Source organism: Flavobacterium sp. AED, from assembly GCF_000812945.1.
Lineage (GTDB): Bacteria > Bacteroidota > Bacteroidia > Flavobacteriales > Flavobacteriaceae > Flavobacterium.
Map to the genome: position 1 here is coordinate 432,499 of NZ_JSYM01000002.1, position 17,080 is coordinate 449,578.

Below are 17,080 nucleotides of genomic sequence, written 5' to 3' on the forward strand. Positions count from 1 at the left end.
CCTACTTATTTGTAAGTTTGTACCTAAGCAAAAATAGCTTTATCCAATTTGATTATGGAAAAAACACCCCATCTTAGAACCGTAAATGTTACGCGATACATCACTCCGTTGCGGGAAGGCGGTTCTTTACCTGCGCTCGCTGAAGCCGATGATGATTTTAAATATGTATTGAAATTCAAAGGTGCCGGTCATGGCGTAAAAGCCTTAATCGCCGAATTAATTGGCGGTGAAATAGCCCGTGTTTTAAACCTAAAAATGCCGGAACTCGTTTACGCAAATCTCGACGAAGCTTTCGGTCGTTCCGAAGGTGATGAAGAAATTCAGGACTTGCTTCAAGGGAGTCAAGGACTTAATTTGGCTTTGCATTATCTATCGGGAGCTATAAATTTTGATCCTGTAGTGACGGTGGTTGATGCAAAATTAGCTTCTCAAATTGTTTGGTTGGACGCTTTTATCACGAATGTTGACCGAACCTTCAGAAATACGAATATGCTAATTTGGCACAAAGAATTATGGCTGATTGATCACGGTGCAAGTCTTTATTTTCATCATTCGTGGACCAATTGGAAAACGCATGCACAAAGTCCTTTTGCACTGATAAAAGACCATGTATTATTGCCACAAGCTTCATTGCTGAAAGAAACCGACGCAGTATTCAAAAAAATATTAACTGACGAAGTGCTGCAGTCCATTGTCAATCTTATTCCAACGGAGTGGCTGCAATGGGAAGATACGGATGAAACTCCCGAAGCGCTTCGGGAAGTCTATTTCCAGTTTTTATCCATACGCTTAAACCATTCTGAAATATTTATAAATGAAGCCCAAAATGCAAGAGAAACACTTATATGAGTATGCCGTAATCCGGGTTGTACCAAGGGTAGAACGCGAAGAATTCCTCAATGTGGGTATTATTCTCTTTTGTAAAAAAGCCAAGTTTATAAAAGTGCTCTGTTCGTTTAACGAAGCGAAACTTCAATTGTTTTCAGCAGATTTAGATTTGGAACAATTGCATTTAAACTTGCAGGCATTTGAGAAAGTGGGGCATGGGGAAAAATCGGGTGGACCAATAGCGCAATTCGATATTCCATCCCGTTTCCGTTGGTTGACTGCTCTTCGCAGTTCGGCGATTCAAACCTCAAGACCGCATCCGGGATTGTGTGATGATTTGGAACAAACAGCCCAACGCTTGTTTGAGGAAATGGTATTGTAATGAATTGGATTGGGAAAACGGTTTTGTATTCTGATAAAAATATTCTTTTGAATTCAGCTAATTAACCTTCAAAAAATCAAGAAATACTATTCAGATGACGCGCAAGATGCATACCCATGCTAAAGCAAGCCTGAAGGAGATAACCACCTGTGGGCGCATCCCAGTCCAGCATTTCGCCAATACAATAGTGATGTTTCATCTCTTTCAATTGGAAGTTTTCATCCACGGCATTCAATTGAATACCTCCCGTTGTGGATATCGCATCGTTCAATAGGGAAGAACCTGTGATTTCGATACGCAGTTTTTTGATGTTTTGTGCCAATAGTTCCGGATTCAGGTAGGTTTCTTTTGAAAGGTATTTTTTCAAAAGGCCAATCTGCGCAAGACTCAATTTAACCTCTTTTTGTAATTTTTCGCTCGTCTTTTTTAAGGTCGATTTTTTGATCTTTTGATGCAAATCATCATAACTTAATGCTGGTTTTAGGTCCAGAAAAATAGTGGCATTTTGTTGGCTTTCAAGCTGCTCCTTAATTTGTGGACTGAGGGCATAAATGGCATTACCTTCTAAACCGAAACGCGTGATTACCGCTTCGCCTTTTTGAGTTTTATTCGCACAGCTAATAGAAATGTTTTTAAGAGGACTGCCTTCATGTTCCATAATAAAATCTTCTGGCCAGTGAACACGATACGCACAATTAGAAGATTGAAACGGAACGACAGGTATATCTTGTGTTTTGAATAAATCAAGCCATGTGCCATCAGAACCGGTTACTTTCCAACTGCCACCGCCCAAAGCAAAAATGGTGTAATCCGATTGTACTTCTGTATCAGTATTAAAAATAAGGTTATTGTTAGTAGTCCAACCCGTCCAGTTGTTTTCGTATTGTATGGAAACGCCTTGTTCATCGAGAACTTTTAGGATTGCGTTGAGTACTGTTATAGGTTTAATGCCTCTTTCAGGATACACACGTTTGCTACTGCCTATGTAGGTTGGAATCCCAATGGTATCAATCCAATTTCGGAAATCGTGATTATCAAAATCAAGGAGTGCTTTTTCTAGAAAATGGGGTGGTGTATAGCGAGCTATGAGTTCAGCTATAGGTTCCGAATGGGTGAGGTTAAACCCTCCTTTTCCGGCCACCAGAAATTTTCTTCCCAGTGTTTTGTTTTTCTCGTAGATGGTAACGGTAAATTTCTTGCAATCGAGTAATGCAGCGAGCAAAAGTGCTGCGGGTCCTCCTCCAATAATTGAAACTGATTTCTTCACGCCACAAAAATACGGTTTGTTTTACCGATTAACCCTGATATGGGTTTTTATATTAGCTATTGTTGTTTCGCAGCGTAGCATATAAAAACATCTGGGATTGTGTGGTGATGAAACAAACTGCACAACGCTTGTTTGAAGAGCTGGTTTTGTTAAATATTTAAACAAAGAAAATCGTCCATCAACTGGCGTTTATTATCCATTTTAAACTGTTCAGCGCTGTCGCATCTTTGCTAAGTCAATACCGACAACCAATTTAAACAAAAATAAAATGACAACATTTACAGTTCCAACAAGAGACCAAGTAGCGCCAGCTAACCAAGACATTTTCGACAACTTGCAAAAAGCATTGGGTTTTGTTCCTAATTTGTACGCCACGATTGCACATTCTGATAACGGTTTATCTAGATTTTTGGCGTATCAAAATGCTAAAACTTCTTTAAACAACAAAGAAAAAGAAGCGGTAAACTTAATCGTAAGCCAAGTAAATGGTTGTGTCTATTGCCAAAGTGCGCATCTCGTTTTAGGAAAAATGAATGGTTTCTCCGAAGATCAATTATTAGACATCCGAAAAGGAAAAAGTACTGATGCCAAACTAAATTCCTTAGTACAACTTTCGGCAGAAATTACACAAAACAAAGGAAACGCAAGCACCGAAGCTGTAGATGCTTTTTTCGCACAAGGCTATACTAATGAAAACTTGGTTGATTTGATTCTGCAAGTAAGTGACAAAACTGCGATGAACTTTTTACATAATTTGACTCAAGTTCCAGTTGACTTTCCTTTGGCTCCCGCTTTATAAAAAATAAATGGTATTTTTAACCTGTTAAGCTATAAAGCAGGAAATTTATAAAATGAAAGCAATGAATTCAAAAAAGTAAAAGCCAATTAACGCTATTGGTTTTTACTTTTTTATTTTGAAATAAATAGGAAACATGAAACAAATCACTACCATTGTCGCTATTTCAGGAAGTTTGAAATCGACTTCGGCGAATACTAATATTTTAAGGGCAATGGCTAAAATCGCTCCCGAAAATATAAGCATAAAAATAGTCGAAGGATTAGACCAATTGCCCCATTTTAACCCTGAAATCACTGAAGATATCCTTGTGGTAACCCATTTCAGAAACCAAATTAAAGCTGCCGATGGCGTTGTATTCTCTACTCCAGAATATGCTTTTGGCGTGCCCGGTGTATTAAAAAATGCGTTGGATTGGCTTGTTTCTTCGGGTGAGTTGAATGATAAACCCGTTGCCGCAATCAGCGTGTCTCCCATGCACACCGGAGGCGATAAGGCATTGGCGTCTTTGTTGCTGACCCTTTCAGCGTTAGGGACTAACACGACCCAAAATGCTTCGTTGGCTATTGGCGCCATCAAAAGTAAAATGAATGAAGCAGGGGAGATCACAAATCCCGAAACACTTCAGGAATTAAACGCAGTTCTCACCGCTTTGTTGGAAAGTATCCATCCAAAATAAATTATTTTTTATGATGTTTTGGGCGTAACCCCAAAGCAGAAAATCCCGTTTTATATTCACGAATCTACAGCTTTAGGGTCGGGCTTTTGGCTCTATCTTTATTTTTTTAAAGAAAAAAAATAAAGGATGCCGCCGCAATCCCTTACGCGAGCGATTTGCGAATCGAGAGAAATTATTGTTATCCGATTGATGGGTTTACTGTATTGAATCTTAGATCTATAAAACCTCTTCTTTCGTTAAAATGTGTGAAAAAATATATTTTCATTTATTAAAGATTTTCAGAAATCTGCAATCAAGAATCGTTATTCTTCATTCAAAAATCTTTTCATGTTTATCCAATTCTTTTCTCCAATACTATAAACTCCAAAGGTTGATTAGAAATTGGAATATGAACATCGCTTGCCGGAAAAGGTTCTCTTGCTCCCGTATCTACATAACCGTTGCGTTTGTACCAAGCAATCAATTCCTCCCGAACGGAAATTACCGTCATTACAATTTTAGGCAGTCCCAATGCCAAAGCATAAATTTCAGCCTGTTGCAGTAGTTTTTTTCCAACACCGCTATTTTGTAACTCAGGCGAAACCGTTAGCATTCCTAAATACAATTGCTGTTCTTTCTCCATCAACAATACACAACCTATAATTTGGTTGTTCTCCGTAAATTTTAGAATGGTATTTTTAGTATTCTGAATCGTTTCAGTCAGTTCCTGTTCAGTGGTTCGGAGTCCTTCTAATAAGTTGGCTTCAGTGGTCCATCCTTTTTTAGAAGATTCCCCGCGATACGCTGAATTGATTAATGTATTTAATGAAGAAACGTCTTCTACTGTTGCTTTTGTAATCATTCGTAATATATATTCTTGGGTTATTGGCTTTGTATTTTTCAAAGGTAGAAAAAAGGATAACATTATCGAATTTCGTTCCAAGTCTTGTTAGTGTTTAATAGGTGAATAACCAAAAAATTGTTGCTTTTTTTAAAATTGCAAAAAAACACATTAAGTGAATTTATTTTACTGATAATCAGTATTTTATATTTAATATGAAGATTTTTTTTTACCTTTGAATAAAGAAATTTTACAACAATTTAATAGCTATAATTATGAAAAATTTAAATATTATTTGGGTAATTGTAATGGCTTGTTTACTAAACATAACTCCTATATTGGGACAATCGAAGGCTAAAAAGAATAAAATTATTGCTGACAGCCATACAGCAAAGGCGGAGTTCATTAAAAGTGATGCTCTTATGAAAGGGCTTTTTGATAAAGCGTCTGGCTATGTCATCTTTCCTAATGTGGGTAAAGCAGGACTCGGCATTGGAGGAGCGGCTGGAAACGGAGTGGTATATGAACATAACAAGATGATAGGTATGGCAAAGTTATCGCAATTGAGCATAGGGTTTCAGGCTGGCGGACAAGCGTATCGGGAAGTAATATTTTTTGAGTCAAAGGAGGAATTGGAACGGTTTAAAGACAGCCGATTCGAGTTTTCCGCTCAAGCTTCAGCAGTGGCCGTAACAGCTGGCGCCTCAGCAAATGTAAAGTATACGGATGGCGTTATGGTGTTCACCATGCAGAAAGGCGGACTCATGTACGAGGCATCGATTGGTGGACAGAAATTTAAGTTTAATAAATTGTAATACTCTTTTGGCTAGTGAAAACTCTCGTTTTAGACTGCGCTCAATTTCACATAGTTTAGGATTATTTCTATAAAAAAAACGACTGAGAATTCATCCTCAGTCGTTTTTTGTTTTAAGCGTAATTGTAAATGGCTATCCTTTGCTAGCGCGAGCGTCCCGCTCGTGCCCACTCCAATTTATAATTTATTCGCTTCTGTTTGTGTTCACGAGCGGGACGCTCGCGCTAGCGGGGAAAAAACTAAATTGAACCTCTTGAGAATCTCATATTTGAGATTTTTCTTTGGTAGCCCTCCGAATACTTTCTAAATTTTAAGTAGTTTTTTCACAGTCTGACGTTCTCGCACTACAAGAAGTTTGGGACTAAATTAGCCTTAACTTTCGGATTTATAAAATCTTTCTGATACAAAACCAACTTCAAATTAAGGATAAAACCCAAATTGCTTGTAGCGTGTGTTAGCAGAAGTTGCTTAATCTTTATGGATTCGACTTATAATTGATTCCAAGGTTCCATTATGTTTATTGTCTTTTGTCCAATTTATTTGGTTCTTACTTACTTGTAAACAATATCCTTTTCTATCTTCGCTTAGTCTGTAATATTTTTTATTTTCTTTATTTGCATAAATATCGTTGTTGTCAATCCACCAATCTTTATTTTGTTTTTTCAAGTCAAACAATCCTTTAATAAATTCAGAACAAGTAGAATATCTTTTATCTAAACCTTTATTAGTAGCAGTTTTGATTACCGCTTTAATTTTATTATTTATGTAAATTGGTAAAGAATCATAATCAAGTAATTTGTTTTTTACTATTAAGTTGTCAATTGCTGAATCGATAAACTGCCATTTTTCAAATTCACTTCCTGTAATTTTTAAAAATTTGGACTTTTGCCTTTCATCTAACCAATCAAATGGCGCTTCTGGAAATTTACCTCCTAAAAGTTGAAAAAGAATTATGCCAACTTGATAGATGTCTGATTGTCTATTGTAAACATTTTGAAGAACGGATTCATTGGGTCTATATATTTGTGTAGATTTTGATGCAACAACTGTGTTTTCTGTATTTGAAATAAATTTTACTGAACCAAAATCAGCAATATAAGGTGTTTTAGTTTCTTGGTCTATTAGGATGTTTTTGGGTTTTAAATCTCTATGAAGTAAATTATTTGGGTTTCTATGTAATTCACTTAAACCATTCAATATTCCTTGCGTAATATTTATCGCATCATAGAGACTTACAATATTATTATCTTTAAAATTTTTTAAATCTCCACCACTAATTTCAGGTGTTAAAAAATAAGCATATTGTTTGTGAATTATTTTTGCATCATAAATTTTTAGAATATTTGGATGTTCAATACTTTTAAGAATTAATGGTTCATTATGAGTTGAAACATCCTTGTTATAATAATAAAACTTTAGAGCAACTCTATCAGATAGTAATTCTCTTTTACCAAAATATAATTCTCCATTTGCTCCACTGTCGGAATATCTATCAATTACAATATCATTTTGTAACAATATAAAATCTTTAATTATTTCATCTACATTCTCGTCATTCATTTTTTAAGAATTTAAAATATAGTATGCCAATTTTGAAGCTTCCGATTGATAACTAAATTGTGGAGTTATACCAAGTACGTTTTTCTTGTAAAAAGCAATTAAAGTTTTTGGAGAAATAAATTCGACGGGTTTATTTTTATATGCTTGAATAAAACCTTCTAATTTAAAAGAAATTCCGGAGGATGAAAATTGACCTTTTGAACTCCTTGATAGAATTACAATTTTATCAATTTCTAAAGAATTAAAGTGTGAATGAATAGTTTCTATAAAATCAATCACTTGAGAGTGATTATGGTCGTCATCAAGTATAATAGATTTTACTTTACCGGTACTTTCCGTAATTTGATTATCTGAATCTTTTTCCAAAACCACGAAGATTATTTTATTGGATTTTATTTCAATTGCGCATACTTTCATAAATCTATTTTATTTGGATTAATTTCTTGTAGTTTTCGGTTTTTGTGGGGCAATTTCTGCTAACTTGTATATACTCGCTATAAAATAGGGTATATCTGCCTATATTTGGGTGGTTTTGCGCTATAATTTATTTTTTATACTTAACAAACTTAATGATTTTACTTACAGAAAACTAAATTTATCAATAAAAAAAATTGAACTATTTCCATAAAAAAACCAACTAAAAATCACTTCTCAGTCGGTTTGTATTTGCAAATATGTATTTAATTTTTACGCCAAAAACGCTTTCAATTCCTCGTACGTTTTAATTTTACGCTCACTTTTTCCTTTCCTAAAAAACACTTTTAATTTGTGTAGGAATCGGCAGTTTTTCGTTTAATGTTGGTTCTACCGTATCCAAAAACTTTATCGGGTGGGTAGTTTTTAAGATAATACCAATCGCATTTGAGAAAATTGTCCATGACTTTGCGTACATTCTCCATTATTGTTCTGCCATTATATGATAACTTTGTTATTCTAGAAATCAAGAACAATAGTAATCCTTAAAAATAAATTTATGGAACAGAGACTGCCCCTTCCTCCATTCAACATGGAAACCGCTTTGCAAAAAGTACAACTTGCCGAAGATGCCTGGAACAGCAAAGACCCGGAACGAATTGCCTTGGCATACACTATCGACACCGAATGGCGCAACCGTACCGAGTTCATCAATGGTAGGGAAGCGGTGAAGGAATTCCTGAAACACAAATGGGAAAAAGAGTTAGATTACACGCTCAAAAAAGAGCTTTGGGGCTTTCGTGAAAACCGTATGGCCGTTCGTTTTGAGTATGAATACCACAATGCCGAAGGACAATGGTTTCGAGCTTACGGAAACGAAAACTGGGAGTTTGATGAAAATGGGTTGATGCGCAAACGTTTTGCCAGCATCAATGATTTGCCTATTGAAGAAAAAGACAGAAAGTTTAGATAATACACGCTGTTATGATGGATAAAAACGCACATACTTTAATCAATCCCCAAAACGGGAATCTGGCTTTCAAATTATTTACTTTTGAAGACAACAGTCCTTTTGATCACCTGCAACGGCTGAATTATTATTCGCTGATTTGGATTAAAAAAGGAAAAGGAACGGTAAAAGTGGATTTCTCGGAATATTATTTTGGGGAGAATGTTTTGTTGGCTTTTGCACCGTACCAACCGTTTCTATTGCAAACCAAAGAAAAAATAGAAGGCGTAGTGTTGAATTTTCATCCGGATTTTTTCTGTATTCACAAGCACCAAGCCGAAGTAGCATGTAATGGAATTTTGTTTAATAACATCTACGAACCGCCCTATGTTTTGATTGATGAAGGTGCCAAAAATACGTTGGAAATGGTTTTGGAACAAATAAAAATAGAAATGCAAAATCCAGCTTTGGCACAATATGAGTTGTTGATTTCGTACTTGAAAATTTTCCTGATTACGGCTTCCCGATTGAAAGATCAATTGCAAATCCAAGAATCAAAAACAGTCTTGGATGCCAAAGAACCTTTTATTCTTCAGAATTTAAAGAATTACATCGAACTGCATTTCAAGACGAAACATTCTGCCAGCGATTATGCAAATTTGTTGAACCTGACTCCAAAAGCATTGGCGAAAATAACCAAAACCCATTTCAATAAAACCCTAACTAATTTAATTGCGGAGCGCATAATCATTGAAGCCAAAAGAGAATTGTATCTGACGAACAAAGCGGTAAAAGAAATCGCTTATGAATTAGGCTATGAGGACGAGCATTATTTTAGTCGTTTCTTCAAAAATAATGCTGACGTTTCTCCTCAAATGTATCGCGATACGGTTGGTTTTGCCCGTGCCATGGGACAGCAGTAATTGTTATCCCAAAAACGCTTTCAATTCCTCGTAGGTTTTAATTTTTGTACTTATTTTCTCTTTTCCTAATACACTTTCAATTTGTGTAGGGATAGGCAATTTTACGTTTAATGTTGGTTCCACCGTGTCCAAAAATTTAATTGGATGCGCAGTTTCTAAGAAAATACCAATCGCATTCGGGTGGTTTTGCAATTCTTTTTTCAATCCCAAATAACCAACTGCTCCGTGAGGTTCTGCTATATAACCATCTGTATTGTAAATGGTTTTCATGGCTTCGATAGTTTCTGCATCTGAAAATGTAAACGAAGAGAAATCTTTTTTGAATTGCTCTAAATCGTTTTGATACATTTCCTGAATTCGGATGAAATTACTTGGATTCCCAACATCCATAGCATTAGAAATCGTTGCTATCGAAGGTTTTGGATCGTAAATTCCGTTTTCTAAAAATCTTGGAACTGTATCATTCACATTCGTAGAAGCTACAAAATGTTCAACAGGCAAGCCCATTTTTTTAGCAATGATACCTGCGCAAATATTTCCAAAATTCCCACTTGGACAAGAGAAAACTAACGGTTTGTTCTGTTTCTTTAATGCTTTATAGGCAAAGAAGAAATAAAACATTTGGGGCAACCAGCGCGCAATATTAATCGAATTTGCCGAAGTCAGATTTTTATGTTTTAAGCTCTCATCCAAGAACGCTTTTTTCACCATATCCTGACAATCATCAAAAACACCGTCTACCTGAAGCGCTTTTATATTCTGTCCTAAAGTTGTCAATTGTCGTTCCTGAATATCACTCACTTTTCCAGATGGATACAGAATAATAACTTCAACGCCTTTTACACCAAGAAAACCACTGGCTACAGCACCACCAGTATCACCGGAAGTAGCTACAAGAACCGTGTTTTTACTGTCTTTGTTATCTTTATTGAAATAACCCAAACAACGTGACATGAAACGTGCGCCTACGTCTTTAAAAGCCATCGTTGGACCATGAAACAATTCAAGGGAATAAATGTCTTTTTCTACTTCAACCACTGGGAAATCAAAACACAAAGTTTCGGCAATGATTTGTTTTAAGGTTGCTTCCGGGATTTCGTCACCTACAAATTGTTGAATCGCTTCAAAAGCAATTTCCTCGTTGCTTAAATTTTCGATAGTATCAAAAAAAGCAGGAGCTAAAGGGGTAATGTTTTCAGGAAAATACAATCCTTTATCTGTTGCTAATCCTTGTATTACGGCTTCTTGAAAAGAAACTTTTGGTGCGTTATGGTTTAAACTGTAATATTTCATTTTTAAATTTACGATTTACGATATTTGATATACGATATTAAAACTCTAACATCGTATTTCGAATATCCAACTTCTTATATTATTTTCATTCCTTCATCATTCACTTTCGAAACGTGAATTTCATACGGTAAATTCATGGCATCGTATACGGCGCTCATGGCTTTGGCGATTTTATCAGCGGTTTCCTTTCCTTTGCTTAAAGCAAAAATAGAAGGACCTGAACCTGATATTCCTGAACCTAAAGCTCCATTTTCGTAAGCTGTTTTTTTGATTAAATCAAATCCCGGAATCAAGACACTACGCAACGGTTCCACGATTTCATCATGTAACGAACGTCCGATTAAATCATAATCTTTGGTGTACAATCCAGCGATTAATCCGCCCACATTTCCCCATTGCGTGATAGCACTTTTCAAGGAAACGGTTTGTTTCAATACCGAACGCGCATCCGATGTTTTCAACTCAATTTGAGGATGAACCACGGTGGCGTACAATTGGGAAGGACTTTCTATTTTGATAATGTCCAACGGATTTGAACTTCTTACCAACGTAAAGCCACCCAAAAGGGCAGGAGCAACGTTATCGGCATGGGCATTTCCACTGGCTAATTTTTCGCCTTGCATAGCAAATAAAACCAATTCTTTTCGGGTAAATGGACGTCCCAATAATTCATTGATTCCAAAAACAGCACCAGCTGAACTTGCGGCACTACTGCCAATTCCGCTTCCGGCTTTGATGTGTTTGTAGATTTCGATTTCAAATCCAAACTCCGTTTCAATTGCTTCCAACATCGCCAAAGCAGATACTCCAGCAACATTTTTTTCGGTTTCCAAAGGCAAGTCGGCACCCACAATTTTAGTGATACGAATTCCTTTTATGTCTGATTTTCGAATAATCATTTCGTCACCCGCAGTTTCTAAACAAAGGCCAAGTACATCAAATCCACAGGATAGATTGGCAATTGTGGCGGGGCAAAATATTTTTATTTCATTCATAGTTTTTATTTTACGTAGAGACGTTGCATTGTAACGTCTCTACACGTTTCCAATTCTGATTACATCAGCAAATATTCCTGAAGCGGTAACTGCAGCTCCTGCACCGGCACCTTTTATCAATAAAGGTTGGTCTACATAACGATCCGTAAAGAATAAAACAATATTGTCTTTTCCTTCCAGATTGTAAAAAGGATGATCTTTAGGAATGAATCTTAAACCAACATTTGCTTTTCCATTTTCAAATTGTGCTACATATTTCAAACGGGATTCTTTGCTCAAGGCTTCCTTATAAATAGTTTCAAAATGAGAAGCGTGTTTCAGTAAAGATTCAAAAAACGCTTCATTTGATGTAGTATCTAAACACTCAGCAGGCATGAAAGATTCGTTGACAATCTCGTCAATTTCCATTTTATAACCACTTTCTCTAATCAAGATTAATATCTTTCTGGCAACGTCAATTCCGCTTAAATCAATCTTAGGGTCTGGTTCAGTAAATCCTTGTACACCAGCTTCTTTAACGACATCATGAAAAGTATTGTTTTCATCAAAATTATTAAAGATAAAGTTTAAACTTCCGGATAAAACAGCCTGGATTTTATTCACTTTATCACCTGAGGCAATCAAGTTTTTTACGGTATCAATAATCGGTAATCCAGCTCCAACGTTGGTTTCAAATAGAAAAGGAGCGTTGAATTGTCTGGATAGTTTTTTTAGTTTTTTATAGTTGTCGTACTCAGAAGCACAGGCAATTTTATTACAAGTTACTACGGCAATATTGCGTTTTAAATATTGTTCGTAGGTTTTAGATACGCTTTCATTTGCAGTAATATCAACAAAAATACTGTTACGTAAATTGAGTTCTTTTACATTCGAAATGAATTTTTCTTTATCAGCAGGTTCGCCAGTTTCCAATAAAAATTGCCATTCTTTTAGAGAGATTCCATCTTCATCAAAATACATTTTTCGTGAATTAGACAAAGCGATAACGCGTAGGTTTATTTTCAGATTGTCTTTTAAGAATTTCTTTTGTTGGTGAATTTGTTCGATGAATTTTTCACCTACATTTCCAACACCCATTACAAACAGGTTTAATTGTTTGGTGTTTTCTTCAAAAAAGTTTTCGTGCAACGTATTCAATGCTTTTTTTACATCTCTTTCGTTTATAACAGCCGAAATATTCCTTTCGGAAGCACCTTGAGCAATCGCTCTGATGTTTACGTTATTTTTACCCAAAGTGCTAAACATTCGGCCGCTTAAACCTTGGTGATTTTTCATGTTTTCGCCTACCAAAGCAATGATGCAAAGGTTTTTTTCAACGATACATGGATCAATTTTGTTTTGTAAAATCTCAATTTCAAAAGCTTTATTGATTGCTTCTTCAGCAATATCAGCATCCGAATTTAAAATTCCTATACAGATTGAATGCTCCGATGAAGCTTGAGTAATGAAAATTACATTGATGCTTTCATGTGATAATACTTCAAAAAGTCTTTTAGACGAACCTGTAACACCAATCATTCCGGGTCCTTCAAGTGTAATCAAAGTAATATTGTCGATATGGCTAATTCCTTTTACAGGATTTGTGTGAACCATTTCTTGATTTGAAATATAAGTTCCTTCGGCTTCTGGTTCAAAAGTATTTTTGATATGAATTGGAATATTCTTTCTCAATACCGGTTGAATCGTTGGTGGATATAAAACTTTGGCACCAAAATGCGACAACTCCATCGCTTCCTGATAGGAAATGAAGGCGATTGGTTGTGCTTGTTTTACAATTTTCGGATTAGCTGTAAACATTCCGTTTACATCAGTCCAAATTTCCAAGTCAGATGCATTCAATGCTCCAGCAATAATTGCGGCAGTATAATCGGAACCACCACGACCTAAAGTAGTGTTGATGCCATCAAGGGATGCGGCAATAAATCCGGGCATTACAACTACTTGATTCTCATTCGAAGCAAAGAAATCAGCGATTAGTTGATTTGAAACTTCAAAATTTACGGTAGCTTTTCCGAAATGATTATCCGTTTTTATTAATTCGCGGCTGTCTTTATAACTGCTGTTTTTTAGATTTTGTTTTAATGCTTCAGAAATGATGTAAGAAGACAGTAATTCACCAAAACTTAAAATAGTATCGGAAGTTCTGGCGGATAATTCACCCAAAAGAAAACAACCGTCCAGTAATGTTTCAAGATGATTTATTATTCTTTTTATATGACTTAACAAACTGCTTTGTTCGCTTACAGGAATAAATTCTTTTAAGGCATCTAAATGTTTTTTCTCTATTTCGGCAAGAATATCTTTGAAACTTTCATCTCCGGCAGCCGCTTTTTGCGAAGCAAGCTGAAGCAGGTCAGTGACTTTACTAAAAGCAGAAACCACTACTACTAATTTTTCTTCTTTTGCTTTATTGATGACGATATCTAGTACCAGTTTTATATTTTGTGCATTGGCAACCGAAGTTCCGCCAAATTTTAATACTTTCATTGTATATGTTTTATTTTAAAAATGCAATGTTTTTTATACATCCAAAATCTTTCTCCTTTCAGGAAAAAGTATAATAAATTAGGATTATATGTAAAATGAATACCCCTAAGGGGTAGTTGTAGTTGTTGTAGCAGTAGATGTAACAGAAATTGCAACCCAGTTTTGAGTTGTTATCGAAGATTGATATGTTGATCTGTTGTTTACCATTTTGATTTCCCAAAAGTACAGTTTTTTATAAAAACCAAAACATTAAATTCAGTTTTTGCGAATATTTTAAAAATTCAATCGCATTTGGATTAAAAATAAATATTTTTCAATAAATATCCTTTTCGTTGGCATGATTCTTATAATTGTCTGAATTTTATAACGCTGTTGAGTGGTTGTGTCTCACTTTTGATTAAACTTAAATTCTAAATTCATTCCTATTTGTAGTTAATACACTCTGAATTTCTTTAATTTTATGCCAATAAATTAGTTCATAGTATAAATTCAACCGGTATTCTAAACTAAGAATTTTAATAATCTTAAATATAGGATAATTTGCATGAAATCTATTATTTGGTTTTTTTTGAATATGAATTTTAAATTATTATTAAAAAATGTTGCTTTTTAATATTGATTTATTCAATTTTGGGCACTTAAATACAATTGGAATGGAAAACACACATTATATAAGCACTGAAGTACTTTCATTAGAGGTTTTAAACGAGATTATTGCGCATCATAAAACAATAGCATTATCAGACGAGGCAAAAGTAAATATCCAAAAATGCAGGGATTATTTGGATAAAAAAATGGCAACGCATTCAGCACCTATTTATGGAATTAATACTGGTTTTGGTTCACTTTGTAATGTGAAAATTTCGAATGAAAACTTATCGAAATTGCAAGAAAATCTAGTAAAATCACATTCTTGTGGAACAGGGGAGGAAGTTCCGAATGAAGTTGTTAAACTGATGTTGTTACTCAAAATTCAATCGTTGAGCTATGGGCATTCCGGAATTCAATTGCAAACAGTGGAGCGATTGATTGCCTTTTATAATAATGATATTTTGCCAGTAATTTATACGCAAGGTTCACTTGGTGCTTCGGGCGATTTAGCTCCGTTGGCACATTTATCCTTGCCTTTATTAGGAGAAGGTGATGTGTGTTTTGAAGGTAAAAAAGTACATTCCAGTGAAGTTTTGAAGCGTTTTAATTGGGAACCAATTATTTTACAATCCAAAGAAGGTTTGGCTTTATTAAATGGTACTCAGTTCATGAGTGCTTATGGTGCACATATTTTGATGAAAGCGAATAAGTTTTCTTATTTAGCGGATTTGATAGGAACTATTTCTCTTGAAGGATTTGATGGTAGAATCGAACCTTTTCATGAATTGATTCATTTTATTCGTCCTCACAAAGGACAAATTGTAACTGCAAATCGTATAAAAGGTTTTCTCGAAGGAAGCGAAATTATTGAGCAAGAAAAAACACATGTCCAAGATCCATATTCTTTTAGATGTATGCCACAAGTTCACGGTGCTTCAAAAGATGCTTTTGATTATGTAAAAAAAGTGTTCAAAACGGAAATCAATTCGGTGACGGATAATCCTAATATATTTATTGAAAGTGACCAAATCATCTCCGGAGGTAATTTTCATGGACAACCATTAGCGTTAGCATTGGATTTCATGGCAATTGCTTTGGCAGAATTAGGTAGCATTTCGGAGCGCAGAACCTATCAATTGATATCAGGTCTGCGTAATCTTCCTGCATTTTTAGTGGATAATCCAGGGTTGAACTCCGGTTTGATGATTCCACAATATACAGCTGCCAGTATTGCAAGCCAGAATAAGCAATTAGCAACTCCTGCCAGTATCGATAGCATCGTGTCCAGCAACGGACAGGAAGACCATGTAAGTATGGGGGCAAATGGCGCTACAAAAGCGTTGCGTGTTATGGATAATCTGGAGCGAATTTTAGCAATAGAATTGATGAACGCTTCACAAGCCATAGAATATAGAAGACCATTGCAATCCAGTGATTTTATCGAAATGTTTTTAAATGCGTATCGTGAGGAAGTTCCTTTGGTAAAAGAGGACCGAATTTTGCATTACGACATTGAAAAAACAGTTTCTTTTTTAAATAGTTTTCAAATTGAAGATGATTTGTTAACGATAACTTAACATTAGCTTAAAATAATGAACTAATTTTGCAGTTCTAAAATATATAAAATGTCAATAAATAGTATTTTCCAGTTTTTAGTTCCAAAAGACAAAAAATTCTTTCCTCTTTTTGAAGAAGCATCCAGTAATTTAATTGAATTAGCTTCAAACTTACACGAAGCAGTGAATCTTCCTTTGAAAGAAAGAGAAGTTCTTTTTCAAAAAATTGATGCTTTAGAGCAAAAAGGAGAAGACATCACACGTCAGACAAATTTAGAATTGAGCAGAAACTTTATTACTCCTTTTGATAGAGAAGATATTCACTCTTTGATTACTTCAATAGACAATGTTGCTGATAATCTTCATGGTGCTGCCAGTAGAATGAGATTATATCAGGTGGATAAGATTACAAAATCAATCAGAAAACTGACAGAAATAAATCTTGAAGCGTGTCAGAATATTGATGTTGCGGTAAAAGAATTGAGAAGTTTCAAAAAAATCAAGAATATTACGGATGCTTGCGCACGAATCAGTAAGTTGGAAAATAAATCGGATAATGTTTATAATAAAGCAGTATTCGAAATATTTGAAAATGAAACTGATGCCAAAAACATTATAAAATATAAAGAGGTCTTATCTGTTTTGGAATCAGCTACAGACAAATGTAAAAGTGTAGCAAGTGTTTTAGAATCTATTTCTGTAAAACATTCTTAATTCAATCAGTTT

16 protein-coding genes are annotated in these 17,080 nt (G+C 35.1%); 9 read left to right on the forward strand and 7 right to left on the reverse strand.

Annotation, left to right across the window (positions count from 1 at the left end; all coding sequences use genetic code 11):
* Positions 1–54 precede the first annotated feature (54 nt).
* Both OA85_RS11050 and OA85_RS11055 read left to right on the forward strand, forming a co-directional pair.
* Positions 55–849: a HipA family kinase gene (locus OA85_RS11050; protein ID WP_039109805.1), complete on the forward strand. Its 795-nt coding sequence runs from the start codon at positions 55–57 to the stop codon at positions 847–849.
* Positions 827–1,210: a DUF3037 domain-containing protein gene (locus OA85_RS11055; RefSeq protein ID WP_039109806.1), complete on the forward strand. Its 384-nt coding sequence runs from the start codon at positions 827–829 to the stop codon at positions 1,208–1,210. Before OA85_RS11050 ends, OA85_RS11055 begins: the two co-directional genes overlap by 23 nt.
* A 76-nt stretch (positions 1,211–1,286) precedes the next feature.
* Here OA85_RS11055 and OA85_RS11060 read toward each other — a convergent pair whose 3' ends face one another.
* Entirely contained in the window at positions 1,287–2,477 is a 1,191-nt protein-coding gene (locus OA85_RS11060) for a TIGR03862 family flavoprotein (RefSeq protein ID WP_039109807.1), read from the reverse strand.
* A gap of 268 nt (positions 2,478–2,745) precedes the next feature.
* Here OA85_RS11060 and OA85_RS11065 point away from each other — a divergent pair, with 268 nt between their 5' ends.
* Both OA85_RS11065 and OA85_RS11070 read left to right on the forward strand, forming a co-directional pair.
* Positions 2,746–3,276 (forward strand): carboxymuconolactone decarboxylase family protein, encoded by a 531-nt coding sequence (locus OA85_RS11065; RefSeq protein ID WP_039109808.1) that lies wholly within the window; start codon positions 2,746–2,748, stop codon positions 3,274–3,276.
* Positions 3,277–3,409: 133 nt separating this feature from the next.
* A complete protein-coding gene (locus OA85_RS11070) occupies positions 3,410–3,952 on the forward strand; it encodes an NADPH-dependent FMN reductase (RefSeq protein WP_039109809.1) in 543 nt (180 codons plus the stop codon).
* Between the two features lie 331 nt (positions 3,953–4,283).
* On the opposite strand, the gene OA85_RS11075 is transcribed toward OA85_RS11070, so the two are convergent.
* Entirely contained in the window at positions 4,284–4,793 is a 510-nt protein-coding gene (locus tag OA85_RS11075; protein ID WP_039109948.1) for a GNAT family N-acetyltransferase, read from the reverse strand.
* A 254-nt stretch (positions 4,794–5,047) separates the two neighbouring features.
* Here OA85_RS11075 and OA85_RS11080 point away from each other — a divergent pair, with 254 nt between their 5' ends.
* Entirely contained in the window at positions 5,048–5,587 is a 540-nt protein-coding gene (locus OA85_RS11080; RefSeq protein ID WP_039109810.1) for a YSC84-related protein, read from the forward strand.
* Positions 5,588–6,054: 467 nt separating this feature from the next.
* On the opposite strand, the gene OA85_RS11085 is transcribed toward OA85_RS11080, so the two are convergent.
* Positions 6,055–7,146 (reverse strand): protein kinase, encoded by a 1,092-nt coding sequence (locus OA85_RS11085; protein ID WP_039109811.1) that lies wholly within the window; start codon positions 7,144–7,146, stop codon positions 6,055–6,057.
* Between the two features lie 3 nt (positions 7,147–7,149).
* A complete protein-coding gene (locus tag OA85_RS17045) occupies positions 7,150–7,563 on the reverse strand; it encodes a DUF3010 family protein (protein ID WP_052257222.1) in 414 nt (137 codons plus the stop codon).
* Between the two features lie 556 nt (positions 7,564–8,119).
* Between OA85_RS17045 and OA85_RS11095 the strand changes: the two genes are divergently transcribed.
* Both OA85_RS11095 and OA85_RS11100 read left to right on the forward strand, forming a co-directional pair.
* Positions 8,120–8,533 carry a nuclear transport factor 2 family protein gene (locus OA85_RS11095; RefSeq protein WP_039109812.1) on the forward strand — a complete coding sequence of 138 codons (414 nt, stop codon included), beginning with the start codon at positions 8,120–8,122 and terminating at the stop codon, positions 8,531–8,533.
* Positions 8,534–8,544: 11 nt separating this feature from the next.
* Positions 8,545–9,432: a helix-turn-helix domain-containing protein gene (locus OA85_RS11100; RefSeq protein ID WP_039109813.1), complete on the forward strand. Its 888-nt coding sequence runs from the start codon at positions 8,545–8,547 to the stop codon at positions 9,430–9,432.
* Positions 9,433–9,435: 3 nt separating this feature from the next.
* Here OA85_RS11100 and thrC read toward each other — a convergent pair whose 3' ends face one another.
* The 3 genes from thrC to thrA form a co-directional block, all read right to left on the reverse strand.
* The gene (thrC, locus tag OA85_RS11105; protein ID WP_039109814.1) at positions 9,436–10,725 is read right to left on the reverse strand and encodes a threonine synthase; all 1,290 of its coding nucleotides are present in this window, start codon (positions 10,723–10,725) and stop codon (positions 9,436–9,438) included.
* Between the two features lie 74 nt (positions 10,726–10,799).
* Complete coding sequence (locus OA85_RS11110) at positions 10,800–11,720, reverse strand: homoserine kinase (protein ID WP_039109815.1); 921 nt, start codon at positions 11,718–11,720, stop codon at positions 10,800–10,802.
* A 39-nt stretch (positions 11,721–11,759) separates the two neighbouring features.
* Positions 11,760–14,207, reverse strand: coding sequence for a bifunctional aspartate kinase/homoserine dehydrogenase I (gene thrA / locus OA85_RS11115; RefSeq protein WP_039109816.1), 2,448 nt, complete (start codon positions 14,205–14,207; stop codon positions 11,760–11,762).
* Positions 14,208–14,860: 653 nt separating this feature from the next.
* On the opposite strand from thrA, the gene hutH reads away from it, so the two are divergent.
* Both hutH and OA85_RS11125 read left to right on the forward strand, forming a co-directional pair.
* A complete protein-coding gene (gene hutH, locus OA85_RS11120) occupies positions 14,861–16,375 on the forward strand; it encodes a histidine ammonia-lyase (protein WP_039109950.1) in 1,515 nt (504 codons plus the stop codon).
* Positions 16,376–16,423: 48 nt separating this feature from the next.
* The gene (locus OA85_RS11125) at positions 16,424–17,068 is read left to right on the forward strand and encodes a DUF47 domain-containing protein (protein WP_039109817.1); all 645 of its coding nucleotides are present in this window, start codon (positions 16,424–16,426) and stop codon (positions 17,066–17,068) included.
* Positions 17,069–17,080: the final 12 nt, after the last annotated feature.

What these genes read in the sequence shown, in the direction of transcription:
- OA85_RS11050 (WP_039109805.1), top strand. Translation starts at nt 55, where the DNA reads ATGGAAAAAACACCCCATCTTAGAACCGTAAATGTTACGCGATACATC.
- OA85_RS11055 (WP_039109806.1), top strand. Translation starts at nt 827, where the DNA reads ATGCAAGAGAAACACTTATATGAGTATGCCGTAATCCGGGTTGTACCA.
- OA85_RS11065 (WP_039109808.1), top strand. Translation starts at nt 2,746, where the DNA reads ATGACAACATTTACAGTTCCAACAAGAGACCAAGTAGCGCCAGCTAAC.
- OA85_RS11070 (WP_039109809.1), top strand. Translation starts at nt 3,410, where the DNA reads ATGAAACAAATCACTACCATTGTCGCTATTTCAGGAAGTTTGAAATCG.
- OA85_RS11075 (WP_039109948.1), bottom strand. Translation starts at nt 4,793, where the DNA reads ATGATTACAAAAGCAACAGTAGAAGACGTTTCTTCATTAAATACATTA.
- OA85_RS11080 (WP_039109810.1), top strand. Translation starts at nt 5,048, where the DNA reads ATGAAAAATTTAAATATTATTTGGGTAATTGTAATGGCTTGTTTACTA.
- OA85_RS11085 (WP_039109811.1), bottom strand. Translation starts at nt 7,146, where the DNA reads ATGAATGACGAGAATGTAGATGAAATAATTAAAGATTTTATATTGTTA.
- OA85_RS17045 (WP_052257222.1), bottom strand. Translation starts at nt 7,563, where the DNA reads ATGAAAGTATGCGCAATTGAAATAAAATCCAATAAAATAATCTTCGTG.
- OA85_RS11095 (WP_039109812.1), top strand. Translation starts at nt 8,120, where the DNA reads ATGGAACAGAGACTGCCCCTTCCTCCATTCAACATGGAAACCGCTTTG.
- OA85_RS11100 (WP_039109813.1), top strand. Translation starts at nt 8,545, where the DNA reads ATGATGGATAAAAACGCACATACTTTAATCAATCCCCAAAACGGGAAT.
- thrC (WP_039109814.1), bottom strand. Translation starts at nt 10,725, where the DNA reads ATGAAATATTACAGTTTAAACCATAACGCACCAAAAGTTTCTTTTCAA.
- OA85_RS11110 (WP_039109815.1), bottom strand. Translation starts at nt 11,720, where the DNA reads ATGAATGAAATAAAAATATTTTGCCCCGCCACAATTGCCAATCTATCC.
- thrA (WP_039109816.1), bottom strand. Translation starts at nt 14,207, where the DNA reads ATGAAAGTATTAAAATTTGGCGGAACTTCGGTTGCCAATGCACAAAAT.
- hutH (WP_039109950.1), top strand. Translation starts at nt 14,861, where the DNA reads ATGGAAAACACACATTATATAAGCACTGAAGTACTTTCATTAGAGGTT.
- OA85_RS11125 (WP_039109817.1), top strand. Translation starts at nt 16,424, where the DNA reads ATGTCAATAAATAGTATTTTCCAGTTTTTAGTTCCAAAAGACAAAAAA.